Annotated in this window: 16 protein-coding genes; 10 read left to right on the top strand and 6 right to left on the bottom strand. The window is 43.9% G+C overall.

The window, feature by feature from the left end; all coding sequences use genetic code 11:
* The first annotated feature begins 70 nt into the window (after positions 1–70).
* Genes HGG78_RS03675 through tldD form a run of 8 tightly spaced genes read left to right on the top strand, consistent with a single transcriptional unit; the run spans position 71 to position 10,759 of the window.
* Complete coding sequence (locus HGG78_RS03675) at positions 71–1,114, top strand: rod shape-determining protein (RefSeq protein WP_053308813.1); 1,044 nt, start codon at positions 71–73, stop codon at positions 1,112–1,114.
* Between the two features lie 51 nt (positions 1,115–1,165).
* Positions 1,166–2,053: a rod shape-determining protein MreC gene (gene mreC / locus HGG78_RS03670; RefSeq protein WP_172532114.1), complete on the top strand. Its 888-nt coding sequence runs from the start codon at positions 1,166–1,168 to the stop codon at positions 2,051–2,053.
* Positions 2,043–2,531 (top strand): rod shape-determining protein MreD, encoded by a 489-nt coding sequence (mreD, locus tag HGG78_RS03665; RefSeq protein ID WP_172532113.1) that lies wholly within the window; start codon positions 2,043–2,045, stop codon positions 2,529–2,531. The genes mreC and mreD overlap by 11 nt, the downstream gene beginning before the upstream one ends.
* Positions 2,531–3,094 (top strand): Maf family protein, encoded by a 564-nt coding sequence (locus tag HGG78_RS03660; RefSeq protein ID WP_254068103.1) that lies wholly within the window; start codon positions 2,531–2,533, stop codon positions 3,092–3,094. Before mreD ends, HGG78_RS03660 begins: the two co-directional genes overlap by 1 nt.
* A 20-nt stretch (positions 3,095–3,114) precedes the next feature.
* Positions 3,115–4,584: a ribonuclease G gene (gene rng / locus HGG78_RS03655; protein WP_053308809.1), complete on the top strand. Its 1,470-nt coding sequence runs from the start codon at positions 3,115–3,117 to the stop codon at positions 4,582–4,584.
* Positions 4,585–4,594: 10 nt separating this feature from the next.
* On the top strand, positions 4,595–8,473 hold the full coding sequence (locus tag HGG78_RS03650; RefSeq protein ID WP_172532111.1) for a YhdP family protein: 3,879 nt from the start codon (positions 4,595–4,597) through the stop codon (positions 8,471–8,473).
* Between the two features lie 10 nt (positions 8,474–8,483).
* On the top strand, positions 8,484–9,317 hold the full coding sequence (locus tag HGG78_RS03645; protein WP_171979689.1) for a carbon-nitrogen hydrolase family protein: 834 nt from the start codon (positions 8,484–8,486) through the stop codon (positions 9,315–9,317).
* Complete coding sequence (gene tldD, locus HGG78_RS03640; RefSeq protein WP_168523484.1) at positions 9,314–10,759, top strand: metalloprotease TldD; 1,446 nt, start codon at positions 9,314–9,316, stop codon at positions 10,757–10,759. The genes HGG78_RS03645 and tldD overlap by 4 nt, the downstream gene beginning before the upstream one ends.
* Before the next feature lie 86 nt (positions 10,760–10,845).
* Here tldD and arcA read toward each other — a convergent pair whose 3' ends face one another.
* Positions 10,846–12,066, bottom strand: coding sequence for an arginine deiminase (gene arcA, locus HGG78_RS03635; RefSeq protein WP_172532110.1), 1,221 nt, complete (start codon positions 12,064–12,066; stop codon positions 10,846–10,848).
* 560 nt (positions 12,067–12,626) lie between these two features.
* Here arcA and rraB point away from each other — a divergent pair.
* Together rraB and HGG78_RS03625 are read left to right on the top strand one after the other, a co-directional pair.
* On the top strand, positions 12,627–13,049 hold the full coding sequence (rraB, locus tag HGG78_RS03630; protein WP_168523479.1) for a ribonuclease E inhibitor RraB: 423 nt from the start codon (positions 12,627–12,629) through the stop codon (positions 13,047–13,049).
* Positions 13,050–13,239: 190 nt separating this feature from the next.
* Entirely contained in the window at positions 13,240–14,043 is an 804-nt protein-coding gene (locus tag HGG78_RS03625) for a glycosyl hydrolase 2 galactose-binding domain-containing protein (protein ID WP_172532109.1), read from the top strand.
* Between the two features lie 102 nt (positions 14,044–14,145).
* Here HGG78_RS03625 and HGG78_RS03620 read toward each other — a convergent pair whose 3' ends face one another.
* The 5 genes from HGG78_RS03620 to argR form a co-directional block, all read right to left on the bottom strand.
* Entirely contained in the window at positions 14,146–14,538 is a 393-nt protein-coding gene (locus HGG78_RS03620; protein ID WP_168523477.1) for a DUF2061 domain-containing protein, read from the bottom strand.
* A 149-nt stretch (positions 14,539–14,687) separates the two neighbouring features.
* Positions 14,688–15,125, bottom strand: coding sequence for a universal stress protein (locus HGG78_RS03615; protein WP_172532108.1), 438 nt, complete (start codon positions 15,123–15,125; stop codon positions 14,688–14,690).
* Between the two features lie 85 nt (positions 15,126–15,210).
* Positions 15,211–17,790 (bottom strand): TRAP transporter permease, encoded by a 2,580-nt coding sequence (locus HGG78_RS03610; RefSeq protein WP_172532107.1) that lies wholly within the window; start codon positions 17,788–17,790, stop codon positions 15,211–15,213.
* 278 nt (positions 17,791–18,068) lie between these two features.
* Entirely contained in the window at positions 18,069–19,037 is a 969-nt protein-coding gene (locus tag HGG78_RS03605) for a TAXI family TRAP transporter solute-binding subunit (RefSeq protein ID WP_171979676.1), read from the bottom strand.
* A 342-nt stretch (positions 19,038–19,379) separates the two neighbouring features.
* Positions 19,380–19,850 carry a transcriptional regulator ArgR gene (argR, locus tag HGG78_RS03600; protein WP_053308838.1) on the bottom strand — a complete coding sequence of 157 codons (471 nt, stop codon included), beginning with the start codon at positions 19,848–19,850 and terminating at the stop codon, positions 19,380–19,382.
* Between the last annotated feature and the right edge of the window lie 215 nt (positions 19,851–20,065).

Here is a 20,065-nt window from a genome sequence, read left to right as displayed (position 1 = left end):
GTGATGGCGAGGCATTGGTACATTTAGTGCAATTTTTTATCTTCTAATTCTTGCAGGACGAGCGAAGAATATGTTCAAAAAACTGCGTGGCATGTTTTCTAACGACCTATCGATCGATTTAGGTACCGCCAATACTCTTATTTACGTTAAAGGACAAGGTATTGTCCTCGACGAACCTTCCGTTGTTGCTATTCGTCAAGACAAAGGTCGTGGCGGTAAAAGCGTTGCTGCTGTCGGTCATGCGGCGAAGCAAATGCTAGGTCGTACACCGGGCAATATTTCTGCTATTCGTCCCATGAAAGACGGCGTTATTGCTGACTTCTATGTGACTGAAAAAATGCTGCAGCACTTTATCAAACAAGTGCATGACAACAGTGTCCTTAAACCAAGCCCTCGTGTTCTTGTGTGTGTACCTTGTGGTTCAACTCAAGTTGAGCGTCGTGCTATTCGTGAGTCTGCACTCGGTGCTGGTGCTCGTGAAGTATATTTGATTGATGAGCCAATGGCGGCGGCAATCGGTGCTGGTCTACGCGTATCAGAGCCGACCGGTTCAATGGTGGTCGATATCGGTGGTGGTACGACCGAAGTTGCGGTTATCTCACTGAACGGTGTGGTTTATTCTTCTTCAGTTCGTATCGGTGGTGACCGTTTTGATGAAGCTATCATCAACTATGTACGTCGTAACTACGGCAGCTTAATTGGTGAAGCCACGGCAGAAAAAATTAAGCACGAGATCGGTTCAGCTTATCCTGGTGATGAAGTGATGGAAATTGAAGTGCGTGGTCGTAACCTGGCTGAAGGTGTGCCGCGTAGCTTTACTTTGAATTCCAACGAAATCTTAGAAGCACTTCAAGAGCCTCTTAGCGGTATCGTTTCTGCGGTGATGGTTGCGCTTGAACAGTGTCCACCAGAATTGGCTTCTGATATTTCAGAAAATGGTATGGTGCTGACTGGTGGTGGCGCACTACTGAAAGATATCGATCGTCTATTAATGGAAGAGACAGGCATTCCAGTGGTTGTCGCTGATGATCCTCTAACTTGTGTCGCCCTTGGTGGTGGTAAAGCGTTAGAAATGATCGATATGCACGGTGGCGACCTATTTAGCGAAGAATAATGGCTTTGAGAGCCGTTGTGCTCTCATCATGAAATCTAGGATTTTTATAGAATGAAGCCAATATTTGGTCGAGGACCATCTCTTCAGCTACGTCTCTTTTTCGCTGTCATTATATCAGCCAGTTTAATGCTGGCTGATAGTCGTTTAGGCGCATTTTCTAACGTCAGGTTTTTTTTAAATAGTTTAGTTGCCCCGATTCAATATGCCGCTGATTTACCGCGCAGTATGTTTGATGGGGTTTATGAACGATTTACAACACACCAACATCTTTTAGAATCTAATCAAAGACTGAAACGAGAAGCTTTGAGTCTGAAAAGTGATTTGATTTTATTTGACCAATATCGTGAAGAAAATCAGCGCTTGCGCAAACTACTTGGCTCTTCTTTTGTTCGTGACGAAAAGAAGGTCGTTACCGAAGTCATGGCGGTAGACACCTCACCTTATCGGCATCAAGTTGTGATCGATAAAGGGCGTATTGATGGGGTCTATGAAGGGCAACCGGTTATCAACGATAAAGGCATTGTTGGGCAAGTTACGTTTGTTGCGGCACATAATAGCCGTGTGTTGTTACTTACCGATTCCAATAGCGCCATTCCGGTGCAGATCATCCGTAACGACATTCGGGTCATTGCTTCTGGTAATGGTCAGATTGATCGAATTCAGTTAGAGCACATCCCAACGAGCACTGATGTTGAAGTGGGTGATTTATTAGTGACATCAGGTCTAGGTGGTGTTTATCCAGAAGGATACCCAGTGGCGCACGTTTCTGTGGTTGATAAAGACACGCAGCGCGAGTTTGCTTCTATCATTGCTGACCCTGTTGTCGATTTTGATCGGCTGCGGTACTTGTTACTTATTTGGCCTAATGAAGACCGCCAACATAAAGTATTACAAGCAACACCAGAGCAAATGTCAGAGGACGTAGAGCATGGCCAATAGAGTATTTCGCGGTAAATTGGTTATTGGTGTTTCGTTTCTTTTCGCTCTGATTTTGCAAACTATTCCATGGCCTGGTGAATTAGATCTGATGCGCCCATCATGGTTATTGCTGGTTGCGTGTTATTGGGTGCTGGCTTTGCCGTATCGAATCAACGTCGGCACCGCATTAATCCTTGGTTTACTTTGGGATTTATTGCTCGGTTCTACACTCGGTATTCGCGGTATGATGATGGCGATCGTGATCTATTTGGTTGCGATCAACTTTTTAGTATTACGCAATATGGCGTTGTGGCAACAAGCGGTAGTGATTGGTTTGCTTTCGATGTTGCTAGATGTATTGATTTTCTTTGGTGAATATTTGATTCAAGATGTGACTTTCAATCCTCTTTCACTATGGAGTGGGTTGATTAACTGCATTTTATGGCCATGGATGTTTTTACTACTGCGTCGAGTTCGTCGCCATTGGCATGTGAAGTGATGAGTAAAAAAATTGTTTTAGCCTCTGGCTCGCCAAGACGCCGAGAATTGCTCGCCCAATTGGGTTATCAATTTGATATTAACGTACCTAATGTGGAAGAAACGCGACAAGCGGATGAAAGCCCGAAAGCTTACGTTGAGCGACTCTCTCGTGATAAAGCGTTTGCCGGACTTAAGCTGACTTCCTCTGATGCGATTGTTATCGGTTCAGATACCATCGTTGTGCAAGGTGATTCCGTACTGGAAAAACCGATTGATTTTGACCATGCTCAACAAATGTTACGCCATTTATCGGGGACTAAGCATCAAGTGATGACTGCAGTAACCGTAGCAACAAATGATCACTATAAATCCGTGGTTGTTACCACGGATGTTTGGTTTAAACCCCTGTCAGACAATGAAATAGAACAATATTGGCAGTCAGGTGAACCATGCGATAAAGCTGGCAGTTATGGCATTCAAGGATTGGGTGGACGATTTGTAACGAGGATCGAAGGCAGTTATTACGCCGTTGTAGGGTTACCGCTATTTGAAACTGACCAGCTCTTGCACGAATTCTTATAATTTAACATTGAGGTGTGCTCATGAGTGCAGAGTTGATACTAAATGTCACCCCGAGTGAAACTCGTGTGGCGATGATTGAAGGTGGAGTTCTTCAAGAGATCCATATTGAACGTGAAGCAAAGCGCGGTATTGTCGGCAATATTTACAAAGGCAAAGTCAGCCGGGTTTTACCTGGTATGCAAGCGGCTTTTGTCGATATTGGCTTAGATAAAGCCGCTTTCTTGCACGCGTCCGACATCGTTCCTCATACCGAATGCGTTGCTGAAAATGAGAAACAGCAATTTCAAGTACGTGATATTTCAGAATTGGTTCGTCAAGGTCAAGATATCGTAGTGCAAGTGGTGAAAGACCCTCTAGGCACCAAGGGCGCTCGTTTGACAACCGATATTACCATTCCTTCTCGCTATTTAGTGTTTATGCCCGGAGCGAGTCATGTGGGTGTTTCACAACGTATTGAAAGTGAATGTGAGCGTGAGCGGCTAAAAAAAGTAGTTTCACATTACTGTGATGAACATGGTGGCTTTATCATTCGCACGGCTGCGGAAGGGGCGGATGAAAAAGAGCTGTCGCAAGATGCTGCCTTTCTTAAACGCTTATGGTCGAAAGTGTTAGAACGACGTGTAAAGTACAAAACACGCACTACTTTGTACGGTGAATTAGGTCTATCTCAACGTATTTTACGAGATTTTGTCGGCACAGAACTGACTAAGATCCTCATTGACTCACGTCTTGAATTTGAAAACCTCAAAGAATTCACCTCTGAATACGTGCCAGAGCTTACCGAAAAGCTTGAACTATATGAAGGGGATAAACCAATTTTCGACATGTATGACACCGAAAATGAAATTCAACGCTCTCTAGAGAGAAAGGTTGAGCTTAAATCTGGTGGCTATCTGATCATCGATCAAACCGAAGCAATGACCACAGTTGATATTAATACTGGTGCGTTTGTCGGTCGTCGTAACCTTGAAGAAACCATCTTTAACACCAACATTGAAGCAACCCAGGCGATCGCTCGTCAGCTTAGGTTACGTAATCTTGGTGGCATCATCATTATTGATTTTATCGATATGATGTCAGAAGAGCATCGTAAGCGGGTACTCGCTTCATTAGATGCTGCGTTATCTAAAGATCGTGTAAAAACCAACATCAACGGCTTTACGCAACTCGGATTGGTAGAGATGACGCGTAAACGCACACGCGAAAGTATTGAACATGTGCTCTGTTCTTCTTGTCCAACCTGTGAGGGTCGTGGCAGTGTGAAGACGGTTGAGACTGTTTGTTTTGAAATATTACGTGAAATTACACGCGTCAATCGCGCCTACGATTCGGATAAATTTGTGGTGTATGCATCGCCAGCTGTGGCAGAAAGTTTGCAAGGAGATGAGTCTCATGCTCTGGCTGAACTGGAAGTCTTTATTGGTAAAGAAGTGCGTATTCAGGCTGAGCCACTGTATATTCAAGAGCAATTTGACGTTGTAATGATGTAGTAGGACCTTTGTGATATCACCTTTTACGCGCCTCTGGCGCATCGTGTTATGGCTACTAGTCAGTGCCATGGTGGTCTTAGCCATTGCTGTGACCACCTTGCGTGTTGCACTGCCACAAATGAATCGTTTTCAGGGCGAGATTCAGCATTGGATCAACCAAAACTCAGGCTTTGAATTTGAGCTCAGTGAGGTAAAGGGATTCTGGCGTAATACGCACCCTTCTATTGCCTTAAAAGGGCTACAAGCTAATTTACCCGATGGTTCGAAAATTTATTTTTCCGCCCAGCAAATTGATGTTGAGTTTGACCTTATTCAATCTCTGTTACAGTTACAGCCTGTCATTGCTGACCTAAGCGTACATCAACTCAAACTGGATATTCGTTCAGTAAATTGGTTAGAACTTAATAAAGATGATAATCCTCAAAATAACACTCAGAGCAGTGTCATTCATCGTTTAGATAACTTACTGCTACGGCAACTGGATGATTTTGCGTTGCTCGACTCTACTGTCTTTTATCAGTCGGTAGCGGGCGATATTCGTCAGTTAGATATAGAGCGTCTGCGTTGGCAAAATAATGGCGCTGAGCATAAAGCGGAAGGTGTGGTCAGTATTGCTGATACCAGTATCAACTCTTTGTTGGTGAGTGCTAACTTCGAAGATCATGGTTCATTGCTTGATATTTCTGGCAATTTCTATGTCAGTGCTGACAATATTAAAATCGGGCCTTGGCTAACACGTTACTTGAAAGATGAAACCGGGATTGAAAAAGGCAACATTAGCTTTGATGGTTGGCTAACGGCTCAACATAACCAGCCAGTCGATGGTTATGTTGAGCTAAAACCGTCAGAACTGGTGTGGCATGATGAACGTCAACATGATCTGCTATTAGAATCAGGAACGGTTAAGCTTTCTCCTGTGGATAAAGGTTGGCAAGTAAATGCTTACTCACTAAAACTTCGTACGGATGATGATGCATGGCCAGATCTTGATGTCGCTTTTGATTGGCATCCTAGCCAATGGCGCTTAAACCTTTCTCAATTGGACATTAAAACACTGCTTCCGTTGGTCAAACTTGCACCTGATTCATCGAAAACCAACCAGCTTTTGCAACAGTTAAACTTTGGCGGCACACTGGAAGATATCCGGTTGAGTAAAGGCGAAACGCTAAATTCACTGAAATATTCTGCCAAATTGAATGACGGTTCAATGGCGCAATGGAAGTTATTGCCTGAAGTTCATCACCTGCAAGCTGCGATTTCTGGTAATACAGAACAAGCCAGAGCCAAGGTCACTTTGATTGATGATGTGTTACCGTATGGCGAAGTCTTCCAAGCGCCATTAAATATCCGCCAAGCTGAAGTTGATATTGTCTGGCAACAGCAGGTTGACGGTTGGTCATTATGGGCCGATAAAGTCACTGCAGCAACGCCCGATCTACAAGTGCTTGGTGCATTTCGCCTCGATTTTCCTGAGCAGAAAAGCCCTTTGCTTTCATTCTATGCGGAAGCGGATTTATACAACGCTGGTGAAACGTGGCGTTATTTACCAACGCTTGCGATGGGTCGTAGTTTAACCGATTATCTTTCAACGGCTATTCAGGCCGGTAAAGTCACTACTTCTAAACTATTGTGGTACGGTGAACTGGCAGATTTCCCTTACGACAAAAATAACGGCATGTTCCAGGCGTGGGTTGGATTAAAACAAGCTAAGTTTAGTTTTGATACCGCATGGCCACCGATCACCGATTTGCAGCTTGATCTGTTATTTGAAAATGATGTGATGTATTTAGATTCACATTCTGCAACGTTAATGGATGTAGCAGCCAAAAGAATTACAGGTCGTATCCCCAAGCTTGCACCGGGTGGTCATATAGAAATTGAAGCCACGGCGGTAGCGCAAGGCAACGCAGTTCGTGATTACATGACTTCCACACCGTTGGTTGATTCGGTTGGTGCGGCATTAACCGCTATTCAAGTGAGTGGCGAAGTTCAATCACAATTTCAGCTCAATATCCCTTTTGATCACGATAGAGAAGCCAGAGCGTGGGGTTGGGCTGACTTAAACAGTAACCATGTCCAAATTAATGCACCACCAATGACACTGGACGGGGTATCAGGACGAATTGAATTTGATAATGATGTCGTAACGGCGGCCGGTCTTTCCGCTGAACTGCTGACTCAGCCAATCTCTGTCGATTTTAAGGGGGAAAATGTCCCTCAAGGTTACTCAGTGAAGATTGATGCGCTAGGTGATTGGGACATAAAACCGTTGACCCCGTTTGTTGGTGAACGTTGGGTGAGTCGTTTAGGTGGTCATGCACCATGGCAAATGGGCGTTGATCTCCAGCTCAATGATATTGGTTTTACTTACCAAATTGATAGCACAGCAGATATGAAGATGATCGAAAGTGATTACCCATATCCATTGAAAAAATCATCTAATGTGGCGGGTAGAGCGCGTTTGCAAGCCTCTGGAAATCAAGAGTCGATTACGGCTCGCTTACAATTGCCACAAGTTAAATACCAAGCGGAAATAGACATAACGCCTAATACACCAGTGCTTACCGCCACCAACCTAGTGGTTGGAAATGGAAATTTCAGAATTAGCCCTGTCGTGGGGCATTATGCTCTGATACGTAGTGATCAATTTGATTTAGACCAGTGGTTAAACGTAGCCAATGAACCTCAGCCAAAAGCTAGTGCTGTGCTTGATAAAATGAACACTCCGACTATTCCACAGCCAGAAAAGATTAATGTTAACGTCAAGGAATTGATGTTAGCTGGGCTTGAATGGCACGATGTTGATTTTAGTGCAAGACGTAAAAACCTAGGGTGGTTGGTACAACTTGACAGTCAAGAAGTCAAAGGACAAGCCAGTTATATTGAGCCTTATGATTTGTCTGTCTCATTAGAACGTCTGCATGTTTACATTCCATCTTTAGATACTTTGTATGACGATAATAATAAAAACTTACTAGTGGATTCAGATCGTCAAGCCGAGCCTCTTATTTCTGATTTTGACCGCCAGTTTCATCAGTTGATGCCAAACTTAACCTTAGCTATCGATGATTTTTGGTTGCAAGGGTATAAAATTGGTCAGTTAAATATGGACTTCCAACGCCATGGTGACACGCTCGAATGGAAGAGTATTGACATCAATAGCGGTACTAACCAGATCAATATAGATGGTACTTGGACGCTCAGCGAGCAAACCAGTCACACTGTTTTCAACCTCAATATGAAAGGTGACAATAACAGCGATGTAATGGAACGTTTTGGTATTAGTTCCGGCATTCAGAAAGCGCCTTTTGAATTGTCCACTGAAAGTAATTGGGATGGCGCACCATGGTCAATGAAGATCAATACGCTACAAGGACAACTCAGAACTAAATTAGGAAAAGGTATCATTTCAGATGTAAGTGGCGCGGCGCGGTTACTTGGTTTGTTTAGTTTAGATTCGATCATCCGTAAGATGCAGCTCGATTTTAGCGACGTGTTTGATAAAGGTATGGCATTTAACTCGATTACCGGTAGCGGTGAAATTTCCCAAGGGGTATTTGTGACTAATAATATCGAGATGGATGCGGTTGCGGGTGACATGAAAATTAAAGGGTTAGCCAACCTTAATACACGGATAGTCGATGCTGAAGTTAACTTTGTGCCTGATATTACCTCTGGCATTCCAGTACTGACAGCGTTTGCGGTAACGCCACAAACCGCGTTGTATGTATTGGCAATTACCACGGTCATTGCGCCCGTAGTGGAAGTGTTTAGCCAAGTGAACTATGAGGTTAAAGGGCCCATTAACGCTCCTGTTGTTAAAGAACTGTCACGTAGCAAAGGTGAATTCAAACTGCCCGAAAAACTGAGAAATATCGCAGAAAAATAAGGACACAAGCATGGATAGCGTAGGACTTATTCAAATGACTTCCGGCCCTCGGCCGGATTTGAATCTTGCTGATATCGAGCAACAAGTTAGTCAGTTGGCTGCTCAAGGCGCTCAATGGGTTGTCACACCAGAAAACTCGATTGTATTTGGTACTCGGCAAGATTATCACCAATATGCAGAGCCACTAGGGCAAGGTGATATTCAAGCCAAGTTAGCATCGATTGCGCGTCAGTATCGGGTCTGGTTGTTGGTTGGTAGTATGCCGATTAAGCAAGGTGCTGCTGTGACGACAACATCGTTGCTGTTTGATGCGCAAGGCACACTTTGCGCACATTACGATAAGCTACATATGTTTGATGTTGATGTTACCGATGGCCATCAACGCTATCGAGAGTCTGAAACTTTTACCCCCGGCACAAAGCTGAATGTTGTTTCGACACCATTTGGTCAAATAGGTCTATCCATCTGTTATGATGTTCGCTTTCCTCATTTGTATTCTCAGCTTCGAAAACAAGGTGCACAGATTTTAATAGTTCCCGCAGCTTTTACCGCTGTGACTGGACAAGCACATTGGGAAATTCTGCTGCGAGCGCGAGCGATAGAAAATCAGTGTTGGGTCGTTGCCGTCGGGCAAACGGGCGTTCATCCATGTGGGCGTGAAACTTGGGGGCATTCTATGGTTATCAATCCTTGGGGTGAAGTTGTCGCAAGCTTAGCCAACCAAGCTGATAACTTGGTGGTTGATATTGATTTAAGCATCGTTGAGCAGATTCGCCAACGCATGCCCATTGCCACACATACACGATTCACGAATCAATTTATAGATGATAAGAGCAAACTATGAGTATTAACCGCATTGAAGATGCACTATTAAAACCCGCTGGCTTAACTGAGCAAGATATTGCTGACACGCTAGCGAGCATTGCCACTCGCCAAATTGATTATGCCGATATCTATTTTCAATCTAGCTGGCATGAGTCATTGGTACTTGAAGACAGCATTATCAAAGATGGTTCATTTAATATCGACTGCGGTGTTGGCGTACGCGCTGTTACCGGAGAGAAAACGGGGTTTGCCTATTCAGACCAAATTCAACTTGAAGGGTTGAAACAAAGTGCTATGGCGGCGCGTGGTATTGCTCAGCAAGGTAAAAATGGCCGTGTTCAAGCATTTAAGCGAACCGATAACCAAGCCTTTTACTCTGCGGATAATCCATTAGAAAGCTGGCAAAAGCAGCAAAAAACAGATCTCCTCAAAGAGCTCGATGCTTACATCCGAACTAAAGAGCCAATGGTTCAGGAGGTGTCGGTTAGCTTAAGTGGTGTGCACGAACAAATGTTAGTCGCTGCCACTGATGGCACTTATGCTGGGGATATACGCCCATTGGTTCGTTTGTCTATCAGCGTATTGGCTCAAAAAGGTGACCGCCGTGAGCGCGGTAGTGCTGGTGGTGGTGGACGCTTTGGCTACGACTTTTTCTTGACTGAACAAGACGGAAGCAAAATTGCTTTCCAATTTGCAGATGAAGCGATTCGCCAAGCGTTAGTGAATTTAGAAGCGGTAGCCGCTCCCGCAGGCACTATGCCAGTGGTCTTGGGTTCTGGCTGGCCGGGTGTACTGCTTCACGAAGCGGTCGGACATGGTCTGGAAGGTGATTTCAACCGTAAAGGCTCATCGGTATTTTCCGGTAAGATCGGCCAAAAAGTGACGTCAGATCTTTGTACTATTGTTGATGATGGCACTTTGAAAGATTTGCGTGGTTCACTCAATGTTGATGATGAAGGGGTGAACGGCCAATATAATACCTTGATTGAAAAGGGCGTATTAAAAGGCTACATGCAAGATAAGCTTAATGCGCGCTTGATGGGCGTGAACCCGACCGGTAACGGTCGTCGTGAATCTTACGCACATTTGCCTATGCCGCGTATGACCAATACTTACATGTTGCCAGGTGAACACACACCAGAAGAGATCATTTCTACCGTTAAAAAAGGGGTGTATGCGCCTAACTTTGGCGGTGGTCAGGTCGATATTACATCTGGTAAGTTTGTTTTCTCAGCTTCAGAAGCTTACATGATTGAAAATGGTAAGATCACTCACCCAATTAAAGGTGCAACCTTGATTGGTTCAGGGATTGAAGCTATGCAGCAGGTGTCGATGGTCGGCAATGATCTAAGCATTGACCGTGGTGTTGGCGTGTGTGGTAAAGCAGGACAAAGTGTACCAGTGGGTGTCGGTCAGCCCACACTTAAACTTGATTCCTTGACGGTTGGCGGCACGGAATAAGCACTTTTGGGGTGGTTGGATTTACAAAAAGCGGCGATATGATTCGCCGCTTTTTTATGATGCAATACTTACCAAGTTAGAAACGGTTAAATGCCATCGCGTTCAATTGGGCAACTCATACAGCGTGCTCCACCGCGACCGCGACCAAGCTCATTTCCTGGAATCGTAAGTACTTCAATACCTGCTTTATCGTATTTTTCGTTGGTATACACATTGCGTTCGTAACCGATAACCACGCCTGGCTTTACTGTCAGTACGTTGTTAGCGTCATTCCACTGTTCACGCTCTGCTTCATAGCTGTCACCACCAGTGGTGATGATTTTAAGGTAATCAACCTCGAGGGCCGATTCAATGGCGTGAATATAACTGGGAACATTTTCTACCTGTATATCAGCATCGTTTTTTGGTGTTAAACGCCAGGTATCTAAGTCTTTACGCATAATTTCCGGATAGACAGAGAACGTATCAATATCCATATGTGTCATGACGGTATCTAGGTGCATGCAAGAGCGATGTTTGGGTAAATTAACCGCAATTACCTCTTTGGCTTGACCATGTTTGAATAGGTTCGCCGCTAAATTTTCTACACCTTGTGGTGTGGTTCGTTCTGAAATACCAATCAGAACCGCACCTTTACCAATCACCAGTACGTCACCACCCTCAATATTGGCATTATCGTAATGCAGAGCTTCATCGCCAAAATATTTAATGAAATCTTGACCAGCAAAGACTGGGTGCCAGCGATAAATTGCACGCAGATGGTTAGTTTCACGTTGACGAGCCGGTTTCATCATTGGGTTGAGTGATACGCCACCGTATACCCAGCATGATGTATCACGAGTGAATAGGTGGTTGGGTAGAGGCTCAATCACAAAATCCAATGGTCTATGCATCTTTGGTAGCATCGATGATGAAGGTATCGGTAGTTCCGAATAGGCTAGCCCACCAAGTAAAATAGTGGCAAGGTGCTCGTTGTCCATCTCGGCTAGATAACGGCGAAGATCGCGAGCAAAGATCGGCCCGTAGCGAAAATCAGATATCTGAGTATCAAGCAGCCAGGTTTTTGCTTCTGCCACCGCTAAGGTATCGACTAAAAGATCATGCAATAGCAATACTTCGACATCCTGCTTTCTTAGTGTATCAGCAAAAGCATCGTGTTCTTTTCCCGCATCTTCTACCGCGAGAACGTCATCAAACAGCAGTTCATGACAGTTCGAAGGGGTGAGATGGGTTAAGGCGCGTTCTGGTCGATTTAACAGTACTCTTCGTAAATGGCCTACTTCAGATCCCACGTACAACTTACTCATTTTGTATCCTTACTCTTATTCCTGATGTTATTAATGACAAGCTTACCGTTAAGATGCAAGTTATCCTTTTGGTAATATAAACCAAAAAAATCAACATGATTGGTTTTAAATTTCATTAATGTTTACTTTTATAATCATTAATTCCAATTTTGCATAAATAAGAGCTAGAATAGAAAATGCCTTATTATGCGCTTTTGCGTAAAATAGAAAGTAATCAAGCATGAACAATATATGCATAAATTTTCGCTTTTATGCGTTTTTAGTGAATAAAGGTCAGAGATTCTCTGTAAGTTCTAATTTTCGAATATGCATGGATGATCGATAAATGGGCACTTTCAGGCGTAATTCACCAAAAGCGATAGGCAGATAATCTGCTGAAGTGGTCAATTGAAAATAAATTGTTAAATTATGCTGTCTCGCCGCTTTACGAGAGTTTTAAGGTGAATGATCTTCTACAAAGATAACGATCTTAATGCTTTGTTGGTGGTAATTTTTAGCGATCCATGCCATATTTCGTCGCAATTCATTTAGATCTATTTTTGCCAAATCTGGAGCGCCTTATGTCTCAACCTCAACAAGATGATTACGTGTCCGTTGAAGAGTTAATTGAAATCCAAAAAGAGGATACTCGCGACATCATTCAAGCACTATTGGAAGATGGAAGTGATCCAGAAGCGTTATATGAGATTGAGCACCATCTGTTTGCTGAAGATTTTGACACGTTAGAAAAAGCGGTCGTTGAAGCATTTAAAATGGGTTTTGAAGTTCTTGAAGCTGAAGAAACTGAAGATGAAGATGGCAATAAATTACTGTGCTGTGATGCGACAATGCAGTCAACGCTCAATGCAGAAGCCATTGACGAACAAGCGGCTAAGCTTATCAATCTTGCTGAAAAATATGACATCATCTACGACGGATGGGGCACTTACTACGAAGGTGAGGATGCACTGTACGGTGATGACGACGAGGATGATGAAGAGTAATTCCTCAGTTAAAGAATGCCAGCCTTGTTGCTGGTATTTTTTTATCTGCAATTAGGGCAAGGTGCATTGATTTATCCAACATTTCATCTTTGCTTATCTTGGACTACAGAATAAATAGTTACCTGTAAGCGCACATTTGAGTGCTTTTTTTGTATATAATGCGACAAAATTGATCTGGCTCAAGTTTATTATGCAACTTTCTCTCGCTGGCTTTTGGCAGCTTTCACCGTTGACTGATTTGTCGATCCCTCAAGATGATCTGTGCTTTCCTGCTCCTCTTAGTCAAGTTTTGCCTGAAACGATGACAGAGCAGCAGATTGCCGAACAAGAATGGCACTTGATGCATGATATTGATGTCGATGAGTCTATGCTGGCGTTTGCCGCGGTAGATTTGGTATTGGAAGGGATCGATTTTTACGCCGAAATACGGTTAAACGGCGTGGCCCTTTTCGATTGTGATGGTAGCCAGTCTATCTATAAAAAAGATATTCGTCCTTTAATGCAGCTTGGGCGCAATCGTTTTGAGATTTTATTTCTCGAACAGGAAGAAGAGTGGTTGCTTGACGAAGAAGATGCGATTGAACTTTGTCCACTGGGCCATCATCAGGTTAAAAAGTACGATCAACGAATCGGTATTTGGCAGCAGCCGTATCTACAGTTTATTCGTCACGTTCGTTTAGAGCATGTGACCACTGAACAGATTTGGCACCACGGTGGTGGGTGTGAGTTTTTGGTCAATCTGCACTACAAAACCTACTCACCAGGGTTGGTGGCGGCGGTGGTTAAATTTAATGGTATGAGCTATCAGTTGCCGATCGATGTGCGCCAAGATCACACTAGCGCGCTATTTCAAGTTGAAGCCCCTAAATATGCAGATCTGAATAAGCTTGATCCGAGTGATCTCTACACGTTAACCGTGCAACTTGATGGACAGCAGCAATCATTTCATATCGCATTGAGTGAAGATTTATGTGTCACTCATTTTCCTTTGTAAGCCTTGCGCTGTGAAGTTGCTGATGGCGCTCAACTTTCCCAATTACCTTGTTTATAGCCATTGAGGGGCTTGTTTGCACCTCTACTACAATTGCAAGACATTTTAGTGTGAACAATGGGCTGGGTGCCAAGTGGCTGCATGTTTGCGTTGCCAAAATTTCTCGTAGAAGTAGTAAGCACAAGTGTTAATGCTTGGTTCGATCATCGCCATTACCCCACCAATTAAAAAGCTCCCTGTCATTAAGTAGGCGACCCCAAAGGCGACATTAAAATGTATGACAGCAAAACTGGTGGTTTTGATTGTGGCGGACTGAGCAAAGCGTTGCAACGGTGAATATTGAGCCCATAGCTTCTCATGGAAGTAAAAAGCAACTGTGTTGACCATAGGTTCAAGCATAGCAATCAAGCTACCGAGAATGATGTCACCGGTTAATAAATAAGCCACTGTAAACGCAATGCTAAAATGTATAGCTGCAAAGTTAAGTGTCTTTTTCATGTCGTATACCTATTGATTATCTATGGGATACAAACATTATTGATAACTATTCTCATAATGAAAAGGTGGAAATATCGATTAATGTGATAGTTGATTCCTAACGTAAAAAAGGCGCATTCAGCGCCTTTTTTCGGTGGGGGATAAGGTTTTTAACCTTGTGGCTTTACAACCAACACGTTAATCGGTGAATGCTGCACGACTTTACTCGCCACTGAACCCAACATGACTTTATCGATCTTCGAACGTTTATGGCTTGGCATCACAATCAGATCCGCTCCGAGCTTTTCTGCATAATCTAAAATGGTCGTGTAGGTTTTGCCTTCAGCTACGTGCAGTTTGTAAATAATTTCATCATCGATATGCTGATCAGCGAACTGTTTGAGCTGCTGCTTGACATCACTTTTCATTTTAGCTGCAGCATCTTTAGGGAAGTAAGTCGCGACCATCGACATGTGAATGCCAGGTAGTACGTTTAATAGATGAATTTCAGCGTTTGAATGTCTTGCATGCCAAACAGCAAGTTCAACGGCTTTATCTGCAAAGCCTTTATCATTTAGGTCAACTGGAACAAGGATATGTTTATACATTATTGTTTATCTCATTGTGCGATATGGCGCTTTGGAGCACCTTGTTTCCGTTAAGTATATGCCTAGCTTTAGCTAGGCATATTGATTAAGCGCGTATTTTTTGTGTTCTGATACGGCGTTTTTGATTCCATGCTAAAGCAATGACCAATAGTAGCGCAGGTAGGAATACCCACTCTTTCATTGGACGATCACTATCAACCACGACTGAGCGAATTTCCCAATCGAAATCAATCCCTGATGCTTCTGCTGGGCTACCAAATTCAATCATGTCGACAATCATACGGTTATTGACTTGCTTGAGTGTTAGCCCCATAGACTGAATACGCTCTTCAGCGCTTACTGCTTTATCATTAAAAGGTAGTAGTACCGTCTTTGAACGGAAATCTCCGTCAAGTGTTTCACCAGCAACGATCAGTTCAATAGACTCACCGACATTGAGCGCCTCAGTAATTTGAGCAATCTCAGTACCTGGGTGAATCTCGGTCGCTGGATAAATCATATCCCACCAAAAACCAGGGCGGAAGAATGAGAAAGTGAGCACCAGCAATAAGACGGTTTCCCACCATTTGCTGCGAGTAAACCACCACCCTTGAGTTGCTGCTGAGAACAGTAGCATCGCCGTGATGGCTGAGAAGATGGTCAATGCTAAATGCCACCAAGTATCAATACCCATCAACAGTAGTTGTGTATTAAACACGAACATAAATGGCAAAATAGCGGTACGAATATCGTAGGCAAAACCTTGAATACCAGTACGAATCGGATCTGATTTGGCGATAGCCGCCGCGGCAAAGGCCGCGAGACCAACCGGTGGTGTATCATCTGCCAAAATACCGAAGTAGAACACAAATAGGTGGACTGCAATCAGTGGAATGATAAGCCCATGTGCCGCGCCTAAAGTAACAATCACCGGAGCCATTAACGTCGATACAACGATATAGTTAGCTGTTGTTGGTAGACCCATGCCGAGGATCAGACTGATCACTGCGGTGAAGATCAGCATCATGATCACGCTACCACCAGAGATGAACTCAACAAAGTCAGTCATGACGAGACCAATCCCCGTCAACGTCACGACACCGACGACAGTCCCTGCTGCCGCTGTTGCTACACCAATACCGATCATGTTGCGAGCGCCAGACACTAGGCTTTCACTTAAGTCGATAAAACCCGCTTTGATCTGGATATTCACATCATTGGTTTTGTTAATGAGCGACATGAGAGGTCGTTGAGTGATCAAAATAAAGATCATAAACACGGTGGCCCAGAAGGCGGAAAGCCCTGGGGAAAAACGTTCTACCGTTAAGCACCAGACTAGAACCACAATTGGTAAGAGGTAATGAAGACCAGACTTTACCGTCGGACCCGGATCCGGAACTTCGGTCAGTTCGGCATCCATATCCATTGCCCCTTCAGCGGCATAGCTAGCAGAGATCTTAACTAAGGCGACATAGGTCAACAGTAATGCAATGGTAACGATAGGGGTTGCTGCTGCGCCGAATACGTCTTTAGTCCAGCCAATGCCGTAATAAACGACGGCGCTGATGACACACAAACCTAAAATTGTGCCGGTAAAAGAGAGCAAGCTGTGAAGCAAGGTCGGTGTATTACGACGAGGTAGTCCGGTCATACCGGCTTTACAGGCTTCTAAATGCACAATATAGATAAGCGCAATGTAAGAGATGAGTGCAGGCAGTAATGCGGCACGGATAACTTCAACGTACGAGATACCGACATATTCGACCATCAAAAATGCCGCCGCCCCCATGATTGGTGGCGTTAATTGTCCGTTGGTTGATGCCGCAACTTCGACCGCTCCGGCTTTAGTGCCCGGAAAGCCAACTCGTTTCATCAATGGAATGGTAAAGGTTCCGGTTGTCACAACGTTGGCAATCGATGAGCCAGATACTAGGCCAGATAAACCTGATGCAACTACCGCGGCTTTTGCTGGACCACCACGCATATGGCCAAGCATTGAAAATGCGACTTTAATGAAATAAGCACCGGCTCCCGCACGCTCAAGCATGGCGCCAAATAAAACAAAGAGGAAGACAAAAGAAGTGGATACCCCTAACGCAACCCCAAATACCCCTTCGGTCGTTAGCCATAAATGCGACATTGCTTTATTTAAGCTTGCACCTTTATGAGCAATGACATCTGGCATGTATGGGCCGCCAAAGGTATAGAGCAAGAATATCGCAGCCACCATCATTAACGGTGGACCTAACGCTCTGCGTGTTGCTTCAAGAAGTAACACCATACCAATGACTGAAACGACGATGTCTAATATTGTCGGAGCTCCCGAACGCCCCGCCAACTCGGTATAAAAAAGGTAGATGTAGGCAGCCGAGAAACTTCCTGCTAGGGCCAATAGCCAGTCGATAAGAGGAATGCGATCTCGCGATGAACTCTTCATGGCGGGATAAGCGGTAAACGCTAGGAATACGGCAAAAGTAAGATGAATGGCTCGTGCTTGAGTATCGTTCAAGACAGCAAAATTGAAGATAAATGGTAACGGTGATGCATACCAAAGTTGGAACAATGACCAACATAGTGGGACAAACCATAGAATGCGCCCAGATAACCCACTTGGGTTTCTTGCGCCAGTATCGGATTGCGCCACCATTTCTTGCACATCGGTAGACTGAGTCGTTGTCTTCGTCATGTACGTTATCCTTATTATGTGATGGTCTGATCTGAAAAGTTTCCATACATCAGTGCATTCGGCATGAATGATTCATTGCCGTGAACAGATTAGTAGGGTTTTCAGGAATCGATCAAAGTTGGTTTTCTAATCATTGAAAACCAAAATACATCCCTAAGATATAGAGTTTGAACAGCTTGGCTAAACTCTAACGGTTTGGAATATATGAATGTGTTAATGAAAGGAGGCATGACACCTCCTTTCTGGTTCGCTAAGTTATGAGTTATCGCAGTGCGACATTATTTTAGCAGGCCAATTTCTTTGTAGTATTTTTCAGCGCCAGGGTGAAGAGGAATAGAGATCCCCGCTTTTACCATGTCTTCTTTTTTCAAGTTTGCGAAAGCAGGGTGTAGGCGTTTGAAGGTATCGAAATCTTCAAATACTGCTTTAGCTAAGTTGTAGGCAACATCGTCTGAAACGTCAGTGCTCGTCACTAATGTTGCCGCTACACCAAAGCTTTTCACATCTTGATCTGTACCACGGTACATGCCAGCAGGTACTGTGCTGTATGCATAGTAAGGGTTATCAGCGACGATTTTTTCAATCTCAGGCCCTGTTGCAGAAACTAATTTTGCATCACAAGAAGTTGTTGCCTCTTTGATTGAACCATTTGGGTGCCCAACCATGTAGATGAAGGCATCAATTTTGTTATCACATAATGCTTGAGAACGCTCAGAACCTTTTAGTTCAGAGGCAAGTTTGAAGCTATCGTTAGTCCAACCCATCGCATCCATAACAACGCCCATGGTTGCGCGGTCACCAGAGCCTGGATTACCAATGTTGACACGTTTACCTTTCAGGTCTGCTACGCCATTAATGCCAGAATCAGCGCGCGCGATGATATTAAAAGGTTCGGTATGAAGTGAGAAAACCGCGCGTAGTTTTTTGAATGGACCTTGCTCTTCAAATTTACTGGTACCGTTGTAACCGTGGTACTGCCAATCTGACTGAACGATACCGAAATCTAACTCACCAGCACGAATAGTGTTAACGTTGTAGATAGAGCCGCCAGTTGATTCTACAGAACAGCGAATGTTGTGATCTTTACGTCCTTTGTTGACAAGTTTACAAATCGCACCGCCTGTTGGGTAGTAAACACCCGTCACCGAACCGGTACCAATTGTAATGAACTCTTGAGCATTGACCGCACCCGCGCCAATCACTGCAGCTGCAATCGCTCCAACTTTAATCAATTTATTCAATGCCATGAATTTTCCTTCCTTATCCATTATTAACCCCATAAATAATAGCAATATAGGGGGAGTTTCCTTAACTAGGAAACGTCGTCTTTTTCAATCCGTGTGTTGAAAAAGCGGCTAAATAATACCAAAAAATCGACACATAATTATAGGAATGTTAAAAAATATAGCGAAATAGGCTATATATTAGTGACTCCTTTAGTGTCAAATATATGACAATGGCTTGCCTATCAATGAGTTATTATCGCTTAATTAGTGATGTCTTATTTTTGAAGATGTGAACAGAGTCACGCCTCAATAAGCGGCACGACTCTGATAATGTTAGAAAATGAGCGGAGTTTGAGCTGAAGTTTAACCTGCGTATTCAAACAGATCGCAAACAGAATCAAATAGTTGCTTTGTCGTGACATTCAAAGTTGGGGTGATAAAAATCGTATCATCACCGGCTACTACGCCTAAAATACCTTCTGATTTCCCCAAAGAGTCGAGCAAGCGAGCAATAAGCTGCGCTGCGCCAGGGCCGGTATGGATCACAACCAGTGCAGCGTTATGGTCGATATCTAGCACCAGTTCGCGCAGTGAGCTTGATACTGTCGGAACCCCAAGCTCAGCAGGAAGGCAGTAAACCATTTCCATTTTTGCATTGCGAGTACGTACGGCACCAAACTTAGTGAGCATGCGAGAAACTTTAGATTGGTTGATATTCTCAAACCCTTCGTTACGCAGTGCATCAACGATGTCACCTTGAGAGCCGAATCGTTCTTCTTTTAGTAGGGCTTTAAAAGCACGAACTAGATTATCTTGCTTATCATTATTGCGCATAGTCATCGTCTTCGATTGAACATTTATTGCTGCATATTCTCGCATAGCTATGCAGTTATAGCCAAACTATCCTGCAAAAGTGTCTAAAAGGTCACTGTAAAGTTGACGTAAAACTTTGGTCGAATAGCGGCTTAAGCCTTTGTCAGTAAAGATAATAAGCGTCATAATCGCCACTGGTTTTGTGGCACGGTTTTTTGCGATTGCGCAAGGTCGCA

Origin of the sequence: Vibrio aestuarianus, assembly GCF_012395185.1 — a bacterium.
Taxonomy (GTDB): domain Bacteria; phylum Pseudomonadota; class Gammaproteobacteria; order Enterobacterales; family Vibrionaceae; genus Vibrio; species Vibrio aestuarianus.
The sequence above is the reverse complement of the archived record's forward strand: the minus strand, read 5'-3'. Positions and strand labels throughout refer to the sequence as shown.

Bases quoted from the DNA above. Each gene is read 5' to 3' on its own strand.
- HGG78_RS03615 (WP_172532108.1), bottom strand. From the start codon at position 15,125: ATGTATAAACATATCCTTGTTCCAGTTGACCTAAATGATAAAGGCTTT.
- HGG78_RS03675 (WP_053308813.1), top strand. From the start codon at position 71: ATGTTCAAAAAACTGCGTGGCATGTTTTCTAACGACCTATCGATCGAT.
- HGG78_RS03645 (WP_171979689.1), top strand. From the start codon at position 8,484: ATGGATAGCGTAGGACTTATTCAAATGACTTCCGGCCCTCGGCCGGAT.
- HGG78_RS03660 (WP_254068103.1), top strand. From the start codon at position 2,531: ATGAGTAAAAAAATTGTTTTAGCCTCTGGCTCGCCAAGACGCCGAGAA.
- mreD (WP_172532113.1), top strand. From the start codon at position 2,043: ATGGCCAATAGAGTATTTCGCGGTAAATTGGTTATTGGTGTTTCGTTT.
- rng (WP_053308809.1), top strand. From the start codon at position 3,115: ATGAGTGCAGAGTTGATACTAAATGTCACCCCGAGTGAAACTCGTGTG.
- mreC (WP_172532114.1), top strand. From the start codon at position 1,166: ATGAAGCCAATATTTGGTCGAGGACCATCTCTTCAGCTACGTCTCTTT.
- HGG78_RS03620 (WP_168523477.1), bottom strand. From the start codon at position 14,538: ATGAAAAAGACACTTAACTTTGCAGCTATACATTTTAGCATTGCGTTT.
- HGG78_RS03610 (WP_172532107.1), bottom strand. From the start codon at position 17,790: ATGACGAAGACAACGACTCAGTCTACCGATGTGCAAGAAATGGTGGCG.
- rraB (WP_168523479.1), top strand. From the start codon at position 12,627: ATGTCTCAACCTCAACAAGATGATTACGTGTCCGTTGAAGAGTTAATT.
- HGG78_RS03625 (WP_172532109.1), top strand. From the start codon at position 13,240: ATGCAACTTTCTCTCGCTGGCTTTTGGCAGCTTTCACCGTTGACTGAT.
- tldD (WP_168523484.1), top strand. From the start codon at position 9,314: ATGAGTATTAACCGCATTGAAGATGCACTATTAAAACCCGCTGGCTTA.
- argR (WP_053308838.1), bottom strand. From the start codon at position 19,850: ATGCGCAATAATGATAAGCAAGATAATCTAGTTCGTGCTTTTAAAGCC.
- HGG78_RS03605 (WP_171979676.1), bottom strand. From the start codon at position 19,037: ATGGCATTGAATAAATTGATTAAAGTTGGAGCGATTGCAGCTGCAGTG.
- arcA (WP_172532110.1), bottom strand. From the start codon at position 12,066: ATGAGTAAGTTGTACGTGGGATCTGAAGTAGGCCATTTACGAAGAGTA.